Raw genomic sequence first — 19,647 nt, forward strand, 5'->3', positions numbered from 1 at the left:
TACTGCCGGTGCGGCTCAGCTGCCGGCCGGGCCACCCAGCGGGTCGGAGGGTCGACGCGAAGGCGTGTCGTCGTCTTCGGCGTCGTCGCTCGCCGCCGGGCCGGTCTCGGCATGCGGCTCGCCGCCGGTGGGGGCACCGCCGCTCGGATCATCCCAGCCCTCGGGCGGACGCGGGTCGCGACCGGCCATGATGTCCTTGAGCTGAGTGGAGTCGATGGTCTCGTACTTCATCAGCGCATCGGCCATGGCGTCCAGCTTCTCGCGATTCTCGCTGAGGATCTGCTGAGCCTGCTCGTAGCAGCCGTCGATGATCTTGCGCACCTCCTTGTCGAGCTTGGAGGTCGTCTCGCCGGACTTGAGCTTGCCCCCCTGGCCGGGGCCGCCGAGGAACTGATGGGACTCGTCCTCGTCGTACATGATCGGCCCCATCTCCTCGGAGAGGCCCCATTTGGCGACCATGTTGTGCGCAAGCTCGGTGGCCCGCTTGATGTCGTTGGAGGCACCGGTGGTGACACCGTTCGGTCCCAGCGTCATCTCCTCGGCGATGCGGCCGCCGAACAGCGAGCAGATCTGGCTGATGATCTGCTGGCGCGACAGGCTGTAGCGATCCTCCTCGGGGAGGAACATCGTCACGCCCAGCGCCCGGCCGCGGGGGATGATGGTGACCTTGTAGACCGGGTCGTGCTCTGGCATCACCAGGCCGATGATGGCGTGGCCCGACTCGTGATAGGCGGTGTTGAGCTTCTCCTTGTCGGTCATGACCATGGACTTGCGCTCGGCGCCCATCATGATCTTGTCCTTGGCGAGCTCGAGCTCCTCCATGCCCACCAGGCGCTTGTTGCGACGCGCGGCGAACAGGGCGGACTCGTTGACCAGGTTGGCCAGATCGGCGCCGGAGAAGCCGGGCGTGCCGCGGGCGATCAGCGACGGCTTGACGTCGTCGGCCAGCGGCACCTTGCGCAAGTGCACGTTGAGGATGTGCTCACGGCCGCGGATGTCCGGCAGCGGCACCACCACCTGACGGTCGAAGCGGCCCGGGCGCAGCAGCGCCGGATCGAGCACGTCGGGACGGTTGGTGGCGGCGATGACGATGACGCCCTCGTTGGCCTCGAAGCCGTCCATCTCGACCAGCAGCTGGTTCAGCGTCTGCTCGCGCTCGTCGTTGCCACCGCCCATGCCGGCGCCGCGCGAGCGACCCACCGCATCGATCTCGTCGATGAAGATGATGCAGGGCGACTGCTTCTTGGCCTGCTCGAACATGTCACGCACGCGGGAGGCACCCACACCGACGAACATCTCGACGAAGTCGGAACCGGAGATCGAGAAGAACGGCACCTTGGCCTCGCCGGCGATGGACTTGGCGAGCAGCGTCTTGCCGGTACCGGGCGGGCCGACCATCAGCACGCCGCGCGGGATGGTACCGCCCAGGCGCTGGAACTTGGTCGGATCACGCAGGAAGTCGACTAGCTCCTCGACCTCTTCCTTGGCCTCGTCGCAGCCGGCGACGTCGGCAAAGGTGGTCTTGATCTGGTCCTGGGAGAGCAGCTTGGCCTTGGACTTGCCGAAGCTCATGGGCCCACCCTTGCCGGCCCCGCCGCCCTGCATCTGGCGCATGAAGAACATGAAGATGGCCAGGATGAGCAGGATCGGGAAGCTGGCGATCAGCAGGCGCATCCACAGGCTCTGCTGCTCGGGCTCCTTGCCCACCACGGTAACGTCATTGGCCAACAGATCGTCCATCAGCTTGGGATCCTCCGCCGCCGGGCGGATGGTCCGGAACTGCGAGCCATCGGTGCGCTCACCGGCGATGGTGTAGCCATCGATGGTCACGCTCTTGACCTGCTGGTTCTGCACCTGCTGGACGAACTGGGAATAGTTCATCGCCTGCGGTGAGCTGTCGACGCTGAAATTGTTGAACACCGTCAGCAGCACTGCCGCGATGACCAACCACAGAATCAGGTTCTTCGCCATGTCGTTCAAGGGACTACCCTCATTGCAAGAATCTGTCGGCCGAAAATGCCTGGTCCTTCGACACTACATGAGCGGCACATGTTCAGCCAGCCTACGGCCGGAGCGGGAATATCCGTCACTGTGACACAGTCCCGTCATCCTGTCCGACAATCGGCCCATTAGTCGCTGCCTATCGGGGCAGTGCCCCGTATTGCGACCGAGGCACGCCTCAGCCGCGAAATCCTTCCGCCAGCAGGTAAACCTCACGCGAGCGGGCCCGTGAGGCCTCCGGCTTGCGCGTCACCACGCGCTTGAAGCTGCCGCGCAGCTCCGTCAGGAACTCGTCGAACCCCTCGCCTTGGAAGACCTTGGCCAGGAAGGTGCCGCCGGGTGACAGCGTCTGGCGCGCCAGCTCCAGTGCCAGCTCCACCAGATACATCGCCTGGGGCTGGTCGATGGCGGCCATCCCACTCATATTGGGGGCCATGTCCGACATCACAAGGTCTACTGGACGATCGCCGAGGGTTTCGAGTATCGCCTCGAGCACGTGCTCTTCGGTGAAATCGCCCTGCACGATGTCGACATCGGCCAGGGCATCCATCTCGAGGATGTCCGAGGCGATCACCACACCGCTCGACCCGACCTTCTCGGCGGCCACCTGGCTCCACCCGCCCGGGGCGGCACCCAGATCGATCACGGTCATGCCGGGGCGCAACAGACGATCCTTCTCGTCCAGCGCCAGCAGCTTGTAGCTGGCCCGGCTGCGATAGCCGTCCTGCCAGCTCTGCTTCACGAACCGGTCGTCGAAGTGCTCCTTCATCCAGTCCTTGCTGGTCTTACTGGTCTTGCTGGCGGAGGCCTTGCTGGCCGGCTTCTTGCCGGCAGCGCCCTTGGCGCGGGAAGCATGGGGACGTGCCACGGCATCACCTGTGAATGGCCATGAATGACAGGTAGTCGAGCGAAATCCGGGAAGACCCGAGGGAGGTGCGACGGGGTGCTGACCTGCGGACCCGGTCGATGGAGAAGCAGGCAACGGGTAACGAGCTTTCGCCGCGAGACGATTCGCCGTACCATGTGCGCTGCGCGCCAACCGGGAAGAAGCAAGATACCATGAGCTTGTCACAGGCACAAAAGAAAGCATTTCGCAGCATCGGCCACCATCTCGATCCCGTGGTCACGGTCTCCGAGAACGGCGCCTCCGAAGGGGTGCTCGCCGAACTCGACCGCGCTCTGCGCGACCACGAGCTGGTCAAGGTCAAGCTCGCCCTGCCCGACCGCGACGACCGCGCGGCCATGCTCGACGAGCTGGTCACGGCGAGTGGCGCCGAGCCGGTGCAGAAGATCGGCAAGATGGCCCTGCTCTATCGCCACAACCCCAAGGTCAATCCGAAGCTCTCCAACATCACGCGCTTCGAGGAACACCACGGGCGGCGCTGAGGCGCCCGGCGGTCTATGATCGCCAGAGGCCACGACGCAAGACCGTAAAAAAGAAACCCCGCCGACTCCGGTCCGCGGGGTTTCTTCTTGTCTGACGGGCATGGCGCTCGCTGATGCTGCCCCACCAACCCCGCCGGCGAGCGGCGGGGCGGCAAGCGCCTACAGGTGCTCGACGCTGGCGATCTCGTACTCGACCTCGCCGCCGGGCGTCTTCACCACCACCACTTCGCCCTCTTCCTTGCCGATCAGGGCACGGGCGATGGGCGAGGTGACCGAGATGCGACGCGCCTTGATGTCAGCCTCGTCCTCGCCGACGATGCGATAGGTCACCTCCTCGTCGTTGTCGAGGTTGATCAACCCCACGGTGACGCCGAAGATCACCTTGCCGGTCTGGGGCAGCTTGGCGACGTCGATCACCTGGGCGTTGGAGAGCTTGCCCTCGATCTCCTGGATACGCCCCTCGATGAAGCCCTGCTGCTCACGAGCCGCATGGTACTCGGCGTTCTCCTTCAGGTCGCCGTGCTCACGAGCCTCGGCGATGGCGGCGATCACCCTAGGGCGCGCCTCGCCTTTCAGCTCCTCGAGCTCCTTGCGAAGCCGCTGCTCACCGGCGACGGTCATCGGGACCTTGTTCATTGCGTAGCTCCTGCATGCAGTTCCTGTAGCCGCCGCACGGTGATGGCGTTGCCATACTCGAGCGCCATGCACACGGCGTTGGCTCCTGCCAGGGTGGTGGCGTAGGGAACCTTGCGAGCGAGTGCGGTGCGGCGGATCACCGAGGAGTCATTGATGGCCTGGCGGCCCTCGGTGGTATTGACGATATAGGCGACCTCGTCGTTCTTGAGCAGATCGACGATGTGGGGACGGCCTTCATAGACCTTGTTGACGATCTGAACCGACAGCTCGGTGCCCTCGAGGGCCTTCGCCGTGCCGCGGGTCGCGCAGAGTGTGAACCCCAAGGTTACCAGAGAACGGGCCACCTCGATAATGCCTGCCTTGTCCGGGTCGCGCACCGAGAGGAACGCCTTGCGCTTACCCTCGAGCCGCGGGATCGCCTCGCCGGCACCCAGCTGCGCCTTGTAGAAGGCCTCGGCGAAGGTGTCGCCCGAGCCCATCACCTCGCCGGTGGACTTCATCTCCGGCGAGAGGATCGGATCGACCCCCGGGAACTTGTTGAACGGGAAGACCGCCTCCTTGACGCTGTAGAAGTGCGGCACGATCTCGGCCTCGAAGCCCTGCTCGGTCAGGGTCTGGCCGGCCATGCAGCGCGCGGCGACCTGGGCCAGGGAGGTGCCGATGCACTTGGAGACGAAGGGCACGGTGCGCGAGGCGCGCGGGTTGACCTCGATGACGTAGATCTCGTCGTCCTGCCAGGCCAGCTGGACGTTCATCAGGCCCTTGACGCCGAGCTCCACGGCCATCTGCTTGACCTGCTCGCGCATCGCGTCTTGCACCTCGGCGGGCAGCGAATAGGGCGGCAGCGCACAGGCGGAGTCGCCGGAGTGCACGCCGGCCTGCTCGATATGCTGCATGATGCCGCCGATCACCACTTGGCTGCCGTCGCTGACCGCGTCGATGTCGATCTCGATGGCGGCATTGAGGAAGTGATCGAGCAGTACCGGCGAGTCGTTGGAGACCTTCACCGCGTGGGTCATGTAGTTCTCGAGCTCGGAGGCGTCGTAGACGATCTCCATGGCGCGACCGCCGAGCACGTAGCTGGGGCGCACCACCAGCGGGTAGCCGATCGCCTCGGCCTTGGCGAAGGCCTCGTCGAAACTGCGCGCGGTGGCGTTGGGCGGCTGCTTGAGGCCCAGCTTGTCGATCATCTGCTGGAAGCGCTCGCGATCCTCGGCGCGGTCGATGGCGTCCGGGGTGGTGCCGATGATCGGCACACCGGCGGCCTCGAGCTCGCGGGCGAGCTTGAGCGGGGTCTGGCCGCCGAACTGCACGATCACGCCGACCGGCTGCTCCTTGTCGGCGATCTCCAGCACGTCCTCCAGGGTCACCGGCTCGAAGTAGAGGCGATCCGAGGTGTCGTAGTCGGTGGAGACGGTTTCCGGGTTGCAGTTGACCATGATGGTCTCATAGCCGTCGTCGTGCATGGCGAAGGCGGCATGGACGCAGCAGTAGTCGAACTCGATGCCCTGGCCGATGCGGTTGGGTCCGCCGCCGAGCACCATGATCTTCTTCTTGTCGCTGACCTCGGCCTCGCACTCTTCCTCGTAGGTGGAATACATGTAGGCGGTGTCGGAGGCGAACTCGGCGGCACAGGTGTCGACGCGCTTGTAGACCGGGCGGATGCCGGCCCGCTGACGCGTACGCCGGAACTCCTTCTCGGCGACGCCCAGCAGGCGCGCCAGGCGGGCGTCACTGAAGCCCTTGCGCTTGAGCCGGTAGAGCTCGCGCGGGGTGAACTCGGAGAGCGGGCGCGTGGCCACCTCGGCCTCGATCCGGATCAGCTCCTCGATCTGCACCAGGAACCAGCGATCGATGTTGGTCAGGGCGAAGACCTCCTCGAGGCTCATCCCGGCGCGCATGGCGTCGGCGACGAAGAAGATGCGCTCGGCGCCGGCGGCCTGCAGCTCGCCCTTGATGTGCGCCATGGCCTCGGCGGTGAACGCGCCGGGCTTCTGCTCGGGAAACACGGGATCGAGGCCGTCGTTGCCGGTCTCCATGCCGCGCAGCGCCTTGTGCAGCGACTCCTGGAAGGTCCGGCCGATGGCCATCACCTCGCCCACCGACTTCATCTGGGTGGTCAGGCGATCGTTGGCCTGAGGGAACTTCTCGAAGGTGAAGCGCGGGATCTTGGTGACCACGTAGTCGATGGCCGGCTCGAAGGACGCCGGGGTGCGGCCGCCGGTGATGTCGTTCTGCAGCTCGTCCAGGGTGTAGCCCACGGCCAGCTTGGCGGCGATCTTGGCGATCGGGAAGCCGGTCGCCTTGGAGGCCAGCGCCGAGGAGCGCGACACCCGCGGGTTCATCTCGATGACCACCATGCGCCCGGTCTGCGGATCCATGCCGAACTGGACGTTGGAGCCGCCGGTCTCGACGCCGATCTCACGCAGCACCGCCAGCGAGGCGTCGCGCATGATCTGGTATTCCTTGTCGGTCAGCGTCTGGGCCGGGGCCACGGTGATGGAATCGCCGGTGTGCACGCCCATGGGGTCGAAGTTCTCGATGGCGCAGACGATGATGCAGTTGTCGTGCTTGTCGCGCACGACCTCCATCTCGTACTCCTTCCAGCCGAGCAGCGACTCGTCGATCAAGAGCTCATGGTTATTCGAGAGCTCGAAGCCGCGCTGGCAGATCTCGTCGAACTCCTCCTTGTTGTAGGCCACGCCGCCGCCGGAGCCGCCCATGGTGTAGGAGGGGCGGATGATGGTCGGGAAGCCCAGCTCGGCCTGGATCTCCCAGGCCTCCTGCATGCTGTGCGCCACCTTGGCCTTGGGGCACTCCAGGCCGATGTTCTTCATCGCCTTATCGAAGAGGTCGCGATCCTCGGCCTTGTTGATGGCATCGGCGTTGGCGCCGATCATCTCCACGCCGTACTTGGCGAGCACGCCGTGCTTGTCGAGCTCCAGGGCGCAGTTCAGCGCGGTCTGCCCGCCCATGGTGGGCAGGATGACGTCCGGGCGCTCGGCCTCGATGATCTTCTCCACCGTCTGCCAGGTGATCGGCTCGATGTAGGTGGCATCGGCCATCGCCGGGTCGGTCATGATGGTGGCCGGGTTGGAGTTGACCAGGATGACCCGGTAGCCCTCCTCGCGCAGCGCCTTGCAGGCCTGGGCGCCGGAGTAGTCGAATTCGCAGGCCTGGCCGATGACGATGGGGCCAGCACCAATGATCAGGATGCTCTTGATGTCGGTACGCTTGGGCATGACGGTTTCCGCGGCTAATCGATGAATGACGGTCTGATGTAGGGCGATTCGCGCCTAGCGGCGTTCCTTCATCATGGTGACGAAACGGTCGAACAGCGGCGCCACGTCGCGCGGGCCCGGGCTCGCCTCGGGGTGACCCTGGAAGCTGAAGGCCGGACGGTCGGTGCGCTCGATGCCCTGCAGGGTGCCGTCGAACAGCGAGCGATGGGTGGCGCGCAGGGTAGCCGGCAGGCTCGCCTCGTCGGCGGCGAAGCCGTGGTTCTGGCTGGTGATCATCACCTTGCCGGTGTCGAGATCCTGTACCGGGTGGTTGGCGCCGTGGTGGCCATGACCCATCTTCACCGTCTTGGCGCCGCTGGCCAGCGCCAGCAGCTGGTGGCCCAGGCAGATGCCGAACAGCGGGATCTCGGTCTCGAGGAACGCCTCGATGGCCGTGATGGCGTAGTCGCAGGGCTCGGGGTCGCCGGGGCCGTTGGAGAGGAAGATGCCGTCCGGGGCCATCGCCAGCACCTCGTCGGACGGAGTCTGGGCCGGCACCACGGTCAGCCGGCAGCCGCGCGAGGCCAGCATGCGCAGGATGTTGCGCTTGGCGCCGAAGTCGTAGGCGACGACGTGATAGGGGCGCTCGATGGCGCTCGCATCGGCGTAGCCCTGACCCAGGGCCCACTCACCCTCGTGCCAGTCGTGGGCGGTCTGGCAGGAGACCACCTTGGCGAGATCCATGCCCTTGAGGCCCGGGAAGGCACGGGCCGCGGCCAGGGCGCGCTCGACGGCGTCCTCACCCTCGGCCTCGCTGCCCGCCAGGATGGCGCCATTCTGGGCGCCCTTGTCGCGCAGGATGCGGGTCAGGCGGCGGGTATCGATGTCGGCGATGCCGAGCACGTTCTCGCCCTTGAGGTAGTCGGAGAGCGACTGCTCGCTACGAAAGCTGCTGGCCAGCAGCGGCAGGTCGCGAATCACCAGGCCCGCCGCGGCGATGCCGCCGGACTCGACGTCCTCGGCATTGACGCCGGTGTTGCCGATATGGGGATAGGTGAGAGTGACGATCTGTCGGGTATAGGAGGGGTCGGTCAGGATTTCCTGGTAGCCGGTCATGGCCGTATTGAACACCACCTCACCGCTGGTTTGTCCATCGGCGCCGATGGCCGTGCCGTGGAATACACTTCCGTCTTCCAGGGCCAGTATCGCGGGTCTGTTCAATGCTAGATCCTCCCAAGTGTTAAGAGACAGCTCGTCAAGCCGTGCCATTCGCCGGGCCGCAAAAAAGCGGGACGAACCCGATGGCTAGACCGGTTTCATCCCGCTTGTTGTCATTCGCTCGGAATGCCTGGGCCGAAGCAACAAGCGCTGTGAAGGGGCTTTCGCCCGTGCGCCCGGCCAAAATTTTCGGGATATTACAGGAAACGACGCCTCGCGACTACCCCCTGGAGGGACGACAGTCCCCGGCGAGCCACGGCACATGCCGCGAGAGGCGCCGGGGGCAGGTCGTAGAGGGGGTCCGAAGCCCAGGGATGGCGGAGGTAGCGTACAGGGACGTATTCACAGCGCCCCCTCGAAGAGCTGCCGCCGGAACAGCCTCGTGCCCTGTGCCAAGGACCGGCCTTCTTATTCCAGGCCCAGCACGTCCTGCATCGCGTAGCGGCCATTGCCCTGGCCGGCCACCCAGCGTGCCGCACGCACCGCGCCCTTGGCGAAGGTCATGCGGCTCGACGCCTTGTGGGTGATCTCGATGCGCTCGCCCTCGGTGGCGAACATCACCGTGTGCTCGCCGACGATGTCGCCGGCGCGCACGGTGGCGAAACCGATCTCCTTGTCGGTACGCGGGCCGCACTGGCCGACCCGCTCGAACACGCCGTACTCCTTGAGCGGACGCTCCAGGGCGTCGGCCATCACCTCGCCCATCTTGAGCGCGGTGCCAGAGGGGGCGTCGACCTTGTGACGATGGTGGGACTCGATCACCTCTATATCGTAGCCCTCGTCGCCCAGCGCCTTGGCCGCGGTCTCCAAGAGCTTGAGGGTCAGGTTGACCCCCACGCTCATGTTCGGCGCGAAGACCATCGGCACGCGATCGCCATAGCCATCGAGCTCGGCGAGCTCGGCGTCATCGAGGCCGGTGGTGCCGATGACCATGCGCTTGCCGTGCTCGGCACAGAAGGCCAGGTTGGCCAGGGTCACCTGCGGGGCGGTGAAGTCGATCAGCACGTCGAAGTCGTCGACGATGGCGCCGAGGCTGTCCGCCGCCGTCACGCCCAGCTTGCCGATGCCGGCCAGTTCGCCGATATCGGCGCCGACCAGCGAGCTGCCCGGCTCGACGACCCCGCCGGCCAGGGTGGCCTCGGCGTCCTGCTGTACGGCGTTGACCAGGGTGCGGCCCATGCGGCCGGCGACGCCGACGATGGCGATACGGGTCATGCGGACTCCTGCGAATGCGATGATGGAAAGCGCCGGCAGTATAACAGAGCGGGCCCGGCATGGCCGGGCCCGCGAACACGCGCAGCGATCAGAAGAGACGACTACTCGGCATCCGCCTCGCGCTTCGTGACATGCTCGGTGCCCGGCGCATGTTCGGGCGGGCTGTAGGTGGTGTAAAGCTTGAGCATGCCGCTACCGATATTCTTGAAATTGTGGAAGACGCCGGAGGGCACGATGCTCACGTCGCCGGCCTGCACGGCTACCTTGACCTCGCCAACCGTGGCCTCACCCTCTCCTTCGACGAAATAGAGCAGCTGGTCGTGGCCCTCGTGGACCTCACCGCCGATCTCCCCGCCCTGGGGGATGGCCATCAGCACCAGCTGACTCTGCTCGCCGGTCCATATCACCTGGCGAAACTCGTCGTTGTCCTTGGCCATCTGCACGATGGGCAGGGTCGTGCGCTGCGTTTCCTGCGTCATGGTCGCTCCTCGCATCAATATATTCATCCAGACTAGGAAGTCAGTCGAACGCCGGCAAGGGGCCGCGACCTCATGACGCCGCGTCGTCGCGACGCAGCAGCAGCGCCATCGCCAACACCACCAGCAGGCTGCCCGGCAGCCAGACCCAGTCGATCCGCCCCGGGTCGCGGACGAACAGCAGCAGCATCGAGACGAAGGGCACCAGGTAGCTGTAGGCGGTGACCGCCCCCGGCGTCAGCACCGCGGTGGCGCGCTGCAGCAGCCAGAAGGTCAGGGCGCTGGAGAAGAGGCCCAGATAGATCAGCAGCAGCAGGTCACGGCCGGTCATGGTCGCCAGGCGCGTCACCGGCTCGACGGCGAGGCCCGCCAGCCCGACCAGGACGGCGCCGAGCCCCAAGCTCCAGAAAGTGCGCACCGCGGCCGAGGCCGGCAGGCGCCCGGTCGACATCCCCCACTTGCTGAGCACCGGATAGAGCGCCGTGGCCAGGCAGCCGAGGAAGAACACGGCCTCGCCGATGCCGAACCGCAGACGCCCGCCCTGCCCCAGGGACTCGGCGATGGCAAGCCCCAGCGCGCCCGCCGCGCCGAGCGCCAGGATCAATGGCAACCGCCAGCTCAGCCGCTCGACCCCGACGCCCGCCCCGAGCAGGAAGGCCAGCAGCGGCACCGTGACGAACAGGGTGGACATGGAGAGCGCCGTGGCATGATGTGCCGCCCAGAACATGGCGCCGAAGAAGCCGGCCAGACAGAGCCCCATCAGCGCGTAGAGCGGCAGGGTTCGCCCATCGGGCAGGAAGTCCGGCGAGCACCGGGCCAGCCACCAGAGGCCCGCACAGGCGATGAGAAAGCGCAGTGCGGTCAGCGATAGCGGTGGCAGCTCGCTCATCACCCCCACCGCGGGGAACGAGAGCCCCACCAACACCGCCCACAGCAGCATGCCGAGGTGGGCGGCACGAACCGAGAGTGGCGCGTTCAATTTTCCCAGACGATCTCCAGGGTCACCCCCGCGAGCCCCTCGAGGGCGGCATTTACTCTGCCCTCCAGCTGATCCAGGCTCTCATCATCCAGCGTCTCGACGGCCACGCTCAGGTGCTGCGGCCGAGCCTCGAGCAGACAGCTGCCCTCGTCGAAGCTCACCCGCGCCTGGGTCGCTTCCCTATCGATCGGCTGGGCGTCGGCCCACTCCTGGCACAGCCGCTCGATCAGCCCCTTGGCATCCTCGGCGGGAATATCGGCACGTGAAATCGGCATGGGTGACTCCGTGTTCCTTGGATATGAGCCTCCAGCCTATGACGACAGCCACCGCCAACGCCACCCCGCCGCGACGAGGCCGCGCCGGCACGAGGTACAGGCGCCTGGCGTTCCAGCGTTGGCAGGCTTTCCTTCGATCGCGCCGCGCCCGGGCTACGCTGAGGACCGAGGCCGCCGACCGGGAGAACAGGGAGATGCTCGTCAACTGCGTAGCCTATGAGCAGGGGCGCCGCCTGTGCGATATCACGCCCGAGGAGATCCGCGCCCACCTGGATCAGCCCGGGCGCTTCGTGTGGGTGGCTCTGCACAACCCCGACGAGGGGGAGATGGCCCGCTTCCAGGCAATCTTCGGCCTCCACGAGCTGGCCGTGGAGGACGCCCTGAAGGGCGACCAGCGGCCCAAGCTCGAGGAGTACGGCGAGGCGCTGTTCGTGATCATGCACATGATGACGATGATTGACGGCGAGCTGCAGGCCGGCCAGGTGGCGGTGTTCGCCGGGCCCGGCTATGTGCTCTCGGTGCGCCTGCACCCGAGCCGCGGCTTCGCCGAGGTGCGCCGCCGCTGCGAGCACGAGCCCAAGCTGCTCAAACACGGCCCGGCCTTCGTGCTCTACGCGCTGCTGGACGCGGTGGTCGACCGCTACTTTCCGGTGGTCGAGGCGCTGGAGGCCGAGCTGGAGAGCATCGAGGACCAGATCTTCGTCAGGGGCTCGGCGCGCGCCAGCCTCGAGCGGCTCTATCAGCTCAAGCGCCAGACCATGCGGCTCAAGCACGCCGCCATGCCGCTGGGCGAGGCGGTGAGCCACCTGTTCGGCGGCCGGGTGCCGGCGCTGTGCCGCAAGACCCGGGAGTACTTCCGCGACGTCTACGACCACCTGCACCGCATCGAGGCGGCGGTGGACACCATCCGCGAGATGATCATCACCGCCATCCAGGTGAACCTCTCGATGGTGGCCATCGACGAGGGCGAGGTGCACAAGCGGCTCGCGGCCTGGGCCGCCATCTTCGCCGTGGCCACCATTCTCGCCGGCATCTGGGGCATGAACTTCGCCCACATGCCGGAACTCGACTGGCGCCTGGGCTACCCCCTGGCCCTGCTGGTGATGGGTGGCGCCTGCGGCGTGCTCTACCGACGCTTCCGGCGGGCGGGGTGGCTATAGCGAGCCACGCCGCAGGCCGCAGCCCAGCAACGGACACGAGAAGGCCCCGCCTCCTCTCGGAGTGCGGGGCCCTGTCGGTTCCTGCGGGACTAGCCTTACGGCTTCATGTCCTCGAAGAACTTCTTCACGCCGTCGAAGAAGCTCGACTTCTTCGGCGAGTGATGGCTCTTACTGCCCTCCAGGCTGTCCTGGAAAGCGCGCAGCAGGTCCTTCTGCTCCTCGCTGAGCTTGACCGGAGTCTCCACTACGACCTTGCACAGCAGATCGCCGGGGGGACCGCCGCGCACCGGCTTGACGCCCTTGCCGCGCAGGCGGAACAACTTGCCGGTCTGGGTCTCGGGCGGGATCTTCAGCTTGACCCGAGCCTCCAGGGTGGGCACCTCGAGCTCGCCGCCCAGCGCCGCGTCGACGAAGTTGATCGGCACCTCGCACTGCAGGTGACGGCCGTCGCGCTGGAAGATGTGGTGCGGCTTGATCGCCACCTGCACATAGAGATCCCCGGGTGGTCCGCCATTGACGCCGGCCTCGCCCTCGCCGTTCAGGCGAATGCGGTCGCCGGTATCCACGCCGGCCGGGATCTTCACCGAGAGGGTGCGAGTCTCGCGCACCCGGCCCTCGCCATGGCACTTGTGGCACGGCACTTTGATGTGCTCGCCGCCGCCGTGACAGGTCGGGCAGGTCTGCTGCACGGCGAAGAAGCCCTGCTGCATGCGCACCTGACCCATGCCGTTACAGGTCGGGCAGGTCTCCTTGCTGGAGCCCGGCTCGGCACCGCCACCGTCGCAGCGCTCGCACTCGACATGGCGCGGCACGCGGATGTCCACGCTGGTGCCGGCCACGGCGTCCTCGAGGTCGAGCTCGAGATTGTAGCGAAGGTCGCTGCCGCGCTGCGGGGCGTTGGGGTGGCGACGACCGCCGCCCCCGCCGAAGATGTCGCCGAACACATCGCCGAAGATGTCGCTGAAGCCGCCGGCACCGGCCCCGGCGCCACCGAAGCCGCCACCGCCGCCGGCCTGGCCGTCGACGCCGGCATGGCCGAACTGGTCGTAGGCCGAACGCTTCTCGCCGTCACTCAGGACCTCGTAGGCCTCGGAGACCTCGCGGAACTTCTCGGCTGCCGAGTCATCATCCGGATTGCGGTCCGGGTGGAATTTCTGGGCGAGGCGTCGGTAGGCCTTCTTGATGTCCTTCTGGTCGGCACCGCGCTCGACGCCCAGTACTTCGTAATAATCACGCTTGGACATGAGTCTGTCCGCCTCCGTAGGGACTCTGCGGAAACACCAACGCGGGAGTCAGGCCCCCGCGCTGGCATCATCCGTCAAACAGATGTCGTGGTTTACTGCTTTTTCTGGTCGTCGTTGACTTCTTCGTACTCGGCGTCGACCACGTCATCTTCCTGCTTGGCGGCGCCCTCATCGGCCTCGCCGGCCTGCTGCGCGGCCTCACCCTGCTCGGCGTACATCTTCTGCGCCAGGGTGCCGGAGGCCTCGGTCAGCTTGTCGAGCTTGGCCTGAATGTCCTCCTGGTCGTCGCCCTTGATCGCCTCTTCCAGCTCGGAAGCGGCGGTCTCGATGGCCTGCTTCTCTTCATCGCTGGCCTTGTCGCCGGCCTCTTCGAGGGTCTTGCGGGCGGCGTGGATCATGCCGTCGGCCTGGTTGCGCAGCTGGACCAGCTCCTCGAACTTCTTGTCCTCGTCGGCGTGCGCCTCGGCATCCTGGACCATCTGCTCGACTTCTTCCTCGGAAAGGCCGCTGGAGGCCTTGATCACGATGGACTGTTCCTTGCCGGTGGCCTTGTCCTTGGCGGACACGTTCAGGATGCCGTTGGCGTCCAGGTCGAAGGCGACCTCGATCTGCGGCACGCCGCGCGGCGCCGGCGGAATGTCGGCCAGGTCGAAGCGACCGAGCGACTTGTTGCCGCCAGACTGCTTGCGCTCACCCTGCAGCACGTGAATGGTCACGGCCGTCTGGTTGTCATCCGCGGTCGAGAAGGTCTGCGTCTTCTTGGTCGGGATGGTGGTGTTCTTCTCGATCAGCGGCGTCATCACGCCACCCAGGGTCTCGATGCCCAGGGTCAGCGGGGTGACGTCGAGCAGCAACACGTCCTTGACGTCACCGCCCAGCACGCCGCCCTGGATCGCCGCGCCCACGGCCACGGCCTCGTCCGGGTTGACGTCCTTGCGGGCGTCCTTGCCGAAGAACTCGGCCACGGACTTCTGCACCATGGGCATGCGGGTCTGACCGCCGACCAGGATGACGTCGTCGATCTCGCCGTTGGACAGGCCGGCATCCTTGAGCGCGGTCTTGCACGGCTCGAGGGAGCGCTTGACCAGCTCCTCCACCAGCGACTCCAGCTTGGCCCGGGTCACCTTCACGTTGAGGTGCTTGGGACCGGTGTTGTCGGCGGTGATGTAGGGCAGGTTGACGTCGGTCTGCTGGGCGCTGGACAGCTCGATCTTGGCCTTCTCGGCGGCTTCCTTGAGGCGCTGCATGGCCAGGTTGTCGCCGGACAGGTCGATGCCACTGTCGGCCTTGAACTGATCAACCAGGTAGTTGATCAGCTTCATGTCGAAGTCTTCGCCGCCCAGGAAGGTGTCGCCGTTGGTGGCCAGCACCTCGAACTGAGTCTCGCCGTCGACGTCGGCCACTTCGATGATGGAGATATCGAAGGTGCCGCCACCCAGGTCATAGACCGCGATGGTCTTGTCGCCGCGAGACTTGTCCATGCCGTAGGCCAGCGCGGCCGCGGTCGGCTCGTTGATGATGCGCTTGACCTCGAGGCCGGCGATACGACCCGCGTCCTTGGTGGCCTGACGCTGGGAGTCGTTGAAGTAGGCCGGCACGGTGATCACCGCCTCGGTCACTTCTTCGCCCAGGTAGTCCTCGGCGGTCTTCTTCATCTTCTTCAGGACTTCGGCGCTGACCTGCGGCGGCGCCAGCTTCTTGTCCTTGACCTGCACCCAGGCATCGCCGTTGTCGGCTTCGGTGATGGTGTAGGGAACCATCTTGACGTCTTTCTGGACGACATCGTCCTTGAAGCGACGGCCGATCAGGCGCTTGATGGCGTACAGGGTGTTCTCGGGGTTGGTGACCGCCTGGCGCTTGGCCGCCTGGCCCACCAGCGTCTCACCGTCCTCGGTGTAGGCAATGATGGACGGCGTAGTCCGTGCGCCTTCGGCGTTCTCGATCACCTTGGCCTGGTCACCGTCGAGCACGGCGACGCAAGAGTTGGTGGTCCCCAGGTCAATACCGATGATGCGTCCCATAGGAAATCCTCAAACTGGCAGTTGAATTCGTGATCTGCGGCTTTCGCCGCGGGGTTGCCGTCTATCTGGGGGCCCTCGAAACCTTTTCAAGACCCGAGGGCCGCTTTTCTATGGTCGGTGTCAGCCGGCGGCCTGGCTGACGACCACCATGGCCGGACGGACCAGGCGCCCGTTGAGCAGGTAGCCCTTCTGCACCACCTCCATCACGGAGTTGGGCTCCATCTCGGGATTGGGCACCATGGCCATGGCCTCGTGGTACTGCGGGTCGAAGGGCTCACCATGGGGCTCCACCACCTCGACGCCGAACTTGGTCATCACGTCGTGCTGCATTTTGAGCGTCATGGAGACGCCCTCGATGTGCGCCTCGCTGGCCTCGTCGCCCATGGACTCGAGCGCCTTCTCGAGGCTGTCGATCACCGGCAGCAGCTCCTTGACGAACTTCTCCAGCGCGAACTTGCGGGCCTTCTCGGCCTCCTGCTCGGCGCGACGCCGCACGTTCTGTGCCTCGGCGGCCGCCCGCATGGCCTGATCCTTGGCCTCGGCGACGCTCTGTTCGAGCTCCTCGACGCGTGCCGCCAGCACCTCGGCCTCTGGATCGCCGGCGGCCTCGGCCTCGGTGGCGGCCTGATCGGCGCCCTCGATGGCGTCCTCCAGCTCACCCTCCACGGTCTCGGCCTGCGGCGCGGCTTCCCGCTCCTCGCGAGCGAGTTCGTCGTCCAGCGGGGTCTGAGGGTCTTTAGCCATGTGGGGTCTCCTGAATGGCAATCAGCGGCCAGGGCCGCTGGCAAGGCATGAATGATGGCTTGAATAACGGTCTGCGAGGTATATGGGGCTGGCCGCGGTGAACTCAAGGCATCATCGCGAGACGAATTTGCGGGTGCATTGTGGGGGCCGCTTGACTACTGTATAAATACACAATACTTGTATGGATGCACAGTATTTGAAAGACAGTACTTGAGGGACGGTACTCGAAAGACCGTCTTGAAAGACCGTACTTCCAGAACGGTATCCCCAGACAGGCCCCCGGGAGGCACCATGCTGACAGAGCTTGCCATTCGCGACTTCGCCATCGTCGACCACCTCGAGCTGGACCTGGCCGGCGGCATGACCGCCATCACCGGCGAGACGGGGGCCGGCAAGTCCATCCTGCTCGGCGCCCTGGGGCTCTGCCTGGGCGAGCGCGCCGACAGCGCCAGCGTGCGTCATGGCAGCGAACGCGCCGACCTGAGCGCCCGCTTCGATCTCGAGGCCCTGCCCGAGGCGCGCGCCTGGCTCGAGTCCCGCGAGCTGCCCGTCGACGACTGCCTGCTGCGCCGCGTGGTAACGCGCGGCGGTCGCTCCAAGGCCTGGATCAACGGCCAGCCGGCCACGGTGGCCGACCTGCGCGGCCTGGGCGAGCACCTCATCGAGATCCACGGCCAGCACGCCCACCAGGCGCTGCTGCACGAGGAGACTCACCTGCGCCTGCTCGACGACTTCGCCGGCCATCGCGAGCGGGTGGCCGAGATGCAGCTGGCCTTCCGCGAGTGGCAGGCGGGCCGCCGGCGGCTCGCGCGCCTGGCCGAGGACGGCGACGAGATCCGCGCCCGCCGCCAGCTGCTGCGCTATCAGGTGGAGGAACTGGATACGCTGGCCCTGGCCGAGGGCGAGCTCAAGGGGCTCGAGGAGGAACAAGAGGAACTGGCCCACGCCGAGGAACGGCTGCGCGAGGCGCAGTTCGCCGCCGAATGCTGCGACGGCGACGAGGCCGGGGCCCTGTCACTGCTCAACCAGGCGATCCAGCATCTCTCGGAGCTACCGGGCAGCGACCGCGGCAGCCTCGCCGACACCCTCACCATGCTCGGCGAGGCGCGCATCCAGGTCGAGGAGGCCGGCCGCGAGCTCGGCCACTTCGCCGCCGGCGTCGAGCTTGACCCGGAGCGGCTGGCCTGGGTGGAAGAGCGTTTGGGCGAGATGCACCGCATCGCCCGCAAGCACCACGTGCTGCCCGAAGAGCTGGTCGACCTGCACCGGCGCCTGGCCGAGGAGCTCGAGGGCCTGGAGGGCGGCGACGGCGACCTCGAGACGCTGGCCGCCGAGGTCGAGGCGCTGAAGGCGCGCTGGCACGAGCAGGCCTCGGCGATCTCCAAGGCGCGCCGCCAGGCCGCCCGCCGCTTCGGCCGGGCCGTGCAGGAGCAGCTGGCCTTCCTGGCCATGGGCAAGGCGACGTTCGAAGTCGAGTTCGCCCCCCGTGAGACTCCGGCCCTCGAGGGGCTGGAAGGCGCCCGCATGCTGATCAGCACCAATCCCGGCCAGCCGGCGCGCCCGCTGGCCAAGGTGGCCTCGGGGGGCGAGCTGTCGCGCATCAGCCTGGCGATCCAGGTGGTGGCGGCGCAGCACTCGACCATCGCCAGCCTGGTCTTCGACGAGGTGGACGTGGGGGTCTCCGGAGCCACCGCCGAGATCGTCGGCCAGCTGCTGCGCCGGCTGGGTGAGAACGGCCAGGTGATGACCGTGACCCACCTGCCTCAGGTGGCCGCCCAGGCGCATCACCACCTGCACATCGAGAAGCAGGCCGAGAAGGCCTCCACCCTGACCCGCATGGCCCTGCTCGACGAGGCCGGCCGGGTCGGCGAGCTGGCGCGCATGCTGGGCGGCGTGAACCTCTCCGACCGCACCCTGGCCCACGCCCGGGAGATGCTCGACGCCAGCCAGCGCGCCCACCACTGACCCCGCCGAGCAAGGCGCGAACCAAGGCCCCAACGCAGCGCGGCCCCGATCCTCGGATCGGGGCCGCGCTGTGCTGCCGTTCGGGGGAGTGCCCCGTCGCCACGATGGCGACACTACTTCTTCTGGATGCCTTCCTGGCGAGTCGCCCGGGAGCCGCGGGGCCGCACATAGAGCACCAGGGCGTGATCGACGAGCTCGTAGCCGTGCTCCTCGGCGATCTCCTGCTGGCGCCGCTCGATGGTCTCATCGAAGAACTCGATGATCTCACCGCTCTCCAGGCACACCATATGGTCGTGGTGCTCCTCTTGAGAGAGCTCGAACACGGCATGTCCGCCATCGAAGTTGTGGCGAATCACCAGGCCGGCGGTCTCGAACTGGGTCAGCACACGATAGACGGTGGCCAGGCCCACGTCCTCGCCCGCGTCCAATAGGGTCTTGTACACATCCTCGGCGCTCAGGTGATGCTTCTCGGAGGCGCTCTCGAGGATCTGCAGGATCTTGACGCGCGGCAGGGTCACTTTGAGACCGGCCTTGCGCAATTCATGGTTCTGGTCGGCCATGGTCGCTCTTCGCAGTATCGGGTAGGGTCGGTTATGATCGACCGAATCCACGATAGTGAAGAACAGGCGCAAATGCAAAAGCTGACAAGAATCGTCACCCTTTCCCTCGCCCTGCTGATGATCAGCGGCTGCAGCTACTTCGGAGTCTACAAGCGCGACCTCCCCCAGGGCAACCTGGTGACCGAGGGCATGGCCGAACAGCTGCGGCCGGGCATGAGCCGCCGGCAGGTCGTCGACCTGATGGGCAGCCCGCTGCTCGAGGCGCCCTTCGATGCCCGCCAGTGGGACTATGTCTATCGCCTCGACGAAGCCTACGGCGGCGTCGAGCAGCGGCGCATTACCCTGACCTTTAATGGCGGGCGCGTCGTGGAGATCGAGCGCGAAGGCGACTTCTCGACGGCGCCGCCGCTCGGTGACGAGCGCGGCATCGGGCCGGACCGCGAGGCCGCCGCGGACGATCAGGAAGCGCCGCTCGACAACCTCACGCCGGATCGCCCCTGAGCCGACCCGCGCCAGCCTGTCCCTGACACCCCGCCCCGGCACCCG

The 19,647-nt window shown here is 66.6% G+C and carries 17 protein-coding genes; 4 read left to right on the forward strand and 13 right to left on the reverse strand.

What is annotated here, in order from left to right; genetic code table 11:
* Positions 1-15 precede the first annotated feature (15 nt).
* Complete coding sequence (ftsH, locus tag BM388_RS04260) at positions 16-1,980, reverse strand: ATP-dependent zinc metalloprotease FtsH (protein ID WP_089847555.1); 1,965 nt, start codon at positions 1,978-1,980, stop codon at positions 16-18.
* A 199-nt stretch (positions 1,981-2,179) separates the two neighbouring features.
* Complete coding sequence (rlmE, locus tag BM388_RS04265; protein ID WP_089847557.1) at positions 2,180-2,869, reverse strand: 23S rRNA (uridine(2552)-2'-O)-methyltransferase RlmE; 690 nt, start codon at positions 2,867-2,869, stop codon at positions 2,180-2,182.
* 191 nt (positions 2,870-3,060) lie between these two features.
* Here rlmE and BM388_RS04270 point away from each other — a divergent pair, with 191 nt between their 5' ends.
* Complete coding sequence (locus BM388_RS04270; RefSeq protein ID WP_089847559.1) at positions 3,061-3,387, forward strand: YhbY family RNA-binding protein; 327 nt, start codon at positions 3,061-3,063, stop codon at positions 3,385-3,387.
* Between the two features lie 159 nt (positions 3,388-3,546).
* On the opposite strand, the gene greA is transcribed toward BM388_RS04270, so the two are convergent.
* The 7 genes from greA to BM388_RS04305 all read right to left on the reverse strand — a co-directional run bounded on the left by greA (position 3,547) and on the right by BM388_RS04305 (position 11,407).
* A complete protein-coding gene (greA, locus tag BM388_RS04275) occupies positions 3,547-4,023 on the reverse strand; it encodes a transcription elongation factor GreA (protein ID WP_089847561.1) in 477 nt (158 codons plus the stop codon).
* The gene (gene carB / locus BM388_RS04280; RefSeq protein WP_089847563.1) at positions 4,020-7,265 is read right to left on the reverse strand and encodes a carbamoyl-phosphate synthase large subunit; all 3,246 of its coding nucleotides are present in this window, start codon (positions 7,263-7,265) and stop codon (positions 4,020-4,022) included. The genes greA and carB overlap by 4 nt, the downstream gene beginning before the upstream one ends.
* Positions 7,266-7,319: 54 nt before the next feature.
* The gene (gene carA / locus BM388_RS04285) at positions 7,320-8,465 is read right to left on the reverse strand and encodes a glutamine-hydrolyzing carbamoyl-phosphate synthase small subunit (RefSeq protein WP_175535031.1); all 1,146 of its coding nucleotides are present in this window, start codon (positions 8,463-8,465) and stop codon (positions 7,320-7,322) included.
* 405 nt (positions 8,466-8,870) lie between these two features.
* Positions 8,871-9,677 carry a 4-hydroxy-tetrahydrodipicolinate reductase gene (gene dapB, locus BM388_RS04290; protein ID WP_089847568.1) on the reverse strand — a complete coding sequence of 269 codons (807 nt, stop codon included), beginning with the start codon at positions 9,675-9,677 and terminating at the stop codon, positions 8,871-8,873.
* 101 nt (positions 9,678-9,778) lie between these two features.
* Entirely contained in the window at positions 9,779-10,156 is a 378-nt protein-coding gene (locus BM388_RS04295; RefSeq protein ID WP_089847570.1) for a cupin domain-containing protein, read from the reverse strand.
* A gap of 70 nt (positions 10,157-10,226) precedes the next feature.
* Complete coding sequence (locus BM388_RS04300; protein ID WP_245781456.1) at positions 10,227-11,132, reverse strand: DMT family transporter; 906 nt, start codon at positions 11,130-11,132, stop codon at positions 10,227-10,229.
* A complete protein-coding gene (locus tag BM388_RS04305) occupies positions 11,129-11,407 on the reverse strand; it encodes a DUF2218 domain-containing protein (RefSeq protein ID WP_089847573.1) in 279 nt (92 codons plus the stop codon). The genes BM388_RS04300 and BM388_RS04305 overlap by 4 nt, the downstream gene beginning before the upstream one ends.
* Positions 11,408-11,601: 194 nt before the next feature.
* Here BM388_RS04305 and corA point away from each other — a divergent pair, with 194 nt between their 5' ends.
* Positions 11,602-12,567: a magnesium/cobalt transporter CorA gene (corA, locus tag BM388_RS04310; RefSeq protein ID WP_089847575.1), complete on the forward strand. Its 966-nt coding sequence runs from the start codon at positions 11,602-11,604 to the stop codon at positions 12,565-12,567.
* A gap of 95 nt (positions 12,568-12,662) precedes the next feature.
* Here corA and dnaJ read toward each other — a convergent pair whose 3' ends face one another.
* The 3 genes from dnaJ to grpE all read right to left on the reverse strand — a co-directional run bounded on the left by dnaJ (position 12,663) and on the right by grpE (position 16,576).
* A complete protein-coding gene (gene dnaJ, locus BM388_RS04315) occupies positions 12,663-13,811 on the reverse strand; it encodes a molecular chaperone DnaJ (RefSeq protein WP_089847578.1) in 1,149 nt (382 codons plus the stop codon).
* A 92-nt stretch (positions 13,812-13,903) separates the two neighbouring features.
* Complete coding sequence (dnaK, locus tag BM388_RS04320; RefSeq protein WP_089847580.1) at positions 13,904-15,832, reverse strand: molecular chaperone DnaK; 1,929 nt, start codon at positions 15,830-15,832, stop codon at positions 13,904-13,906.
* 120 nt (positions 15,833-15,952) lie between these two features.
* Positions 15,953-16,576, reverse strand: a complete 624-nt coding sequence (gene grpE, locus BM388_RS04325; RefSeq protein ID WP_089847582.1) for a nucleotide exchange factor GrpE — start codon at positions 16,574-16,576, stop codon at positions 15,953-15,955.
* A gap of 291 nt (positions 16,577-16,867) precedes the next feature.
* Between grpE and recN the strand changes: the two genes are divergently transcribed.
* Positions 16,868-18,541, forward strand: coding sequence for a DNA repair protein RecN (gene recN / locus BM388_RS04330; protein ID WP_089847584.1), 1,674 nt, complete (start codon positions 16,868-16,870; stop codon positions 18,539-18,541).
* 113 nt (positions 18,542-18,654) lie between these two features.
* Here recN and fur read toward each other — a convergent pair whose 3' ends face one another.
* Positions 18,655-19,101, reverse strand: coding sequence for a ferric iron uptake transcriptional regulator (gene fur, locus BM388_RS04335; protein ID WP_089847586.1), 447 nt, complete (start codon positions 19,099-19,101; stop codon positions 18,655-18,657).
* Positions 19,102-19,173: 72 nt separating this feature from the next.
* On the opposite strand from fur, the gene BM388_RS04340 reads away from it, so the two are divergent.
* Positions 19,174-19,602 carry an outer membrane protein assembly factor BamE gene (locus BM388_RS04340; RefSeq protein ID WP_089847588.1) on the forward strand — a complete coding sequence of 143 codons (429 nt, stop codon included), beginning with the start codon at positions 19,174-19,176 and terminating at the stop codon, positions 19,600-19,602.
* The last annotated feature ends 45 nt before the right edge of the window (positions 19,603-19,647 follow it).

This window comes from Halomonas saccharevitans (assembly GCF_900116405.1).
In the GTDB taxonomy this organism is placed as follows: domain Bacteria; phylum Pseudomonadota; class Gammaproteobacteria; order Pseudomonadales; family Halomonadaceae; genus Halomonas; species Halomonas saccharevitans.

What these genes read in the sequence shown, in the direction of transcription:
- carB (WP_089847563.1), bottom strand. Translation starts at nt 7,265, where the DNA reads ATGCCCAAGCGTACCGACATCAAGAGCATCCTGATCATTGGTGCTGGC.
- greA (WP_089847561.1), bottom strand. Translation starts at nt 4,023, where the DNA reads ATGAACAAGGTCCCGATGACCGTCGCCGGTGAGCAGCGGCTTCGCAAG.
- BM388_RS04340 (WP_089847588.1), top strand. Translation starts at nt 19,174, where the DNA reads ATGCAAAAGCTGACAAGAATCGTCACCCTTTCCCTCGCCCTGCTGATG.
- dapB (WP_089847568.1), bottom strand. Translation starts at nt 9,677, where the DNA reads ATGACCCGTATCGCCATCGTCGGCGTCGCCGGCCGCATGGGCCGCACC.
- corA (WP_089847575.1), top strand. Translation starts at nt 11,602, where the DNA reads ATGCTCGTCAACTGCGTAGCCTATGAGCAGGGGCGCCGCCTGTGCGAT.
- BM388_RS04295 (WP_089847570.1), bottom strand. Translation starts at nt 10,156, where the DNA reads ATGACGCAGGAAACGCAGCGCACGACCCTGCCCATCGTGCAGATGGCC.
- BM388_RS04305 (WP_089847573.1), bottom strand. Translation starts at nt 11,407, where the DNA reads ATGCCGATTTCACGTGCCGATATTCCCGCCGAGGATGCCAAGGGGCTG.
- grpE (WP_089847582.1), bottom strand. Translation starts at nt 16,576, where the DNA reads ATGGCTAAAGACCCTCAGACCCCGCTGGACGACGAACTCGCTCGCGAG.
- recN (WP_089847584.1), top strand. Translation starts at nt 16,868, where the DNA reads ATGCTGACAGAGCTTGCCATTCGCGACTTCGCCATCGTCGACCACCTC.
- dnaK (WP_089847580.1), bottom strand. Translation starts at nt 15,832, where the DNA reads ATGGGACGCATCATCGGTATTGACCTGGGGACCACCAACTCTTGCGTC.
- BM388_RS04270 (WP_089847559.1), top strand. Translation starts at nt 3,061, where the DNA reads ATGAGCTTGTCACAGGCACAAAAGAAAGCATTTCGCAGCATCGGCCAC.
- dnaJ (WP_089847578.1), bottom strand. Translation starts at nt 13,811, where the DNA reads ATGTCCAAGCGTGATTATTACGAAGTACTGGGCGTCGAGCGCGGTGCC.
- fur (WP_089847586.1), bottom strand. Translation starts at nt 19,101, where the DNA reads ATGGCCGACCAGAACCATGAATTGCGCAAGGCCGGTCTCAAAGTGACC.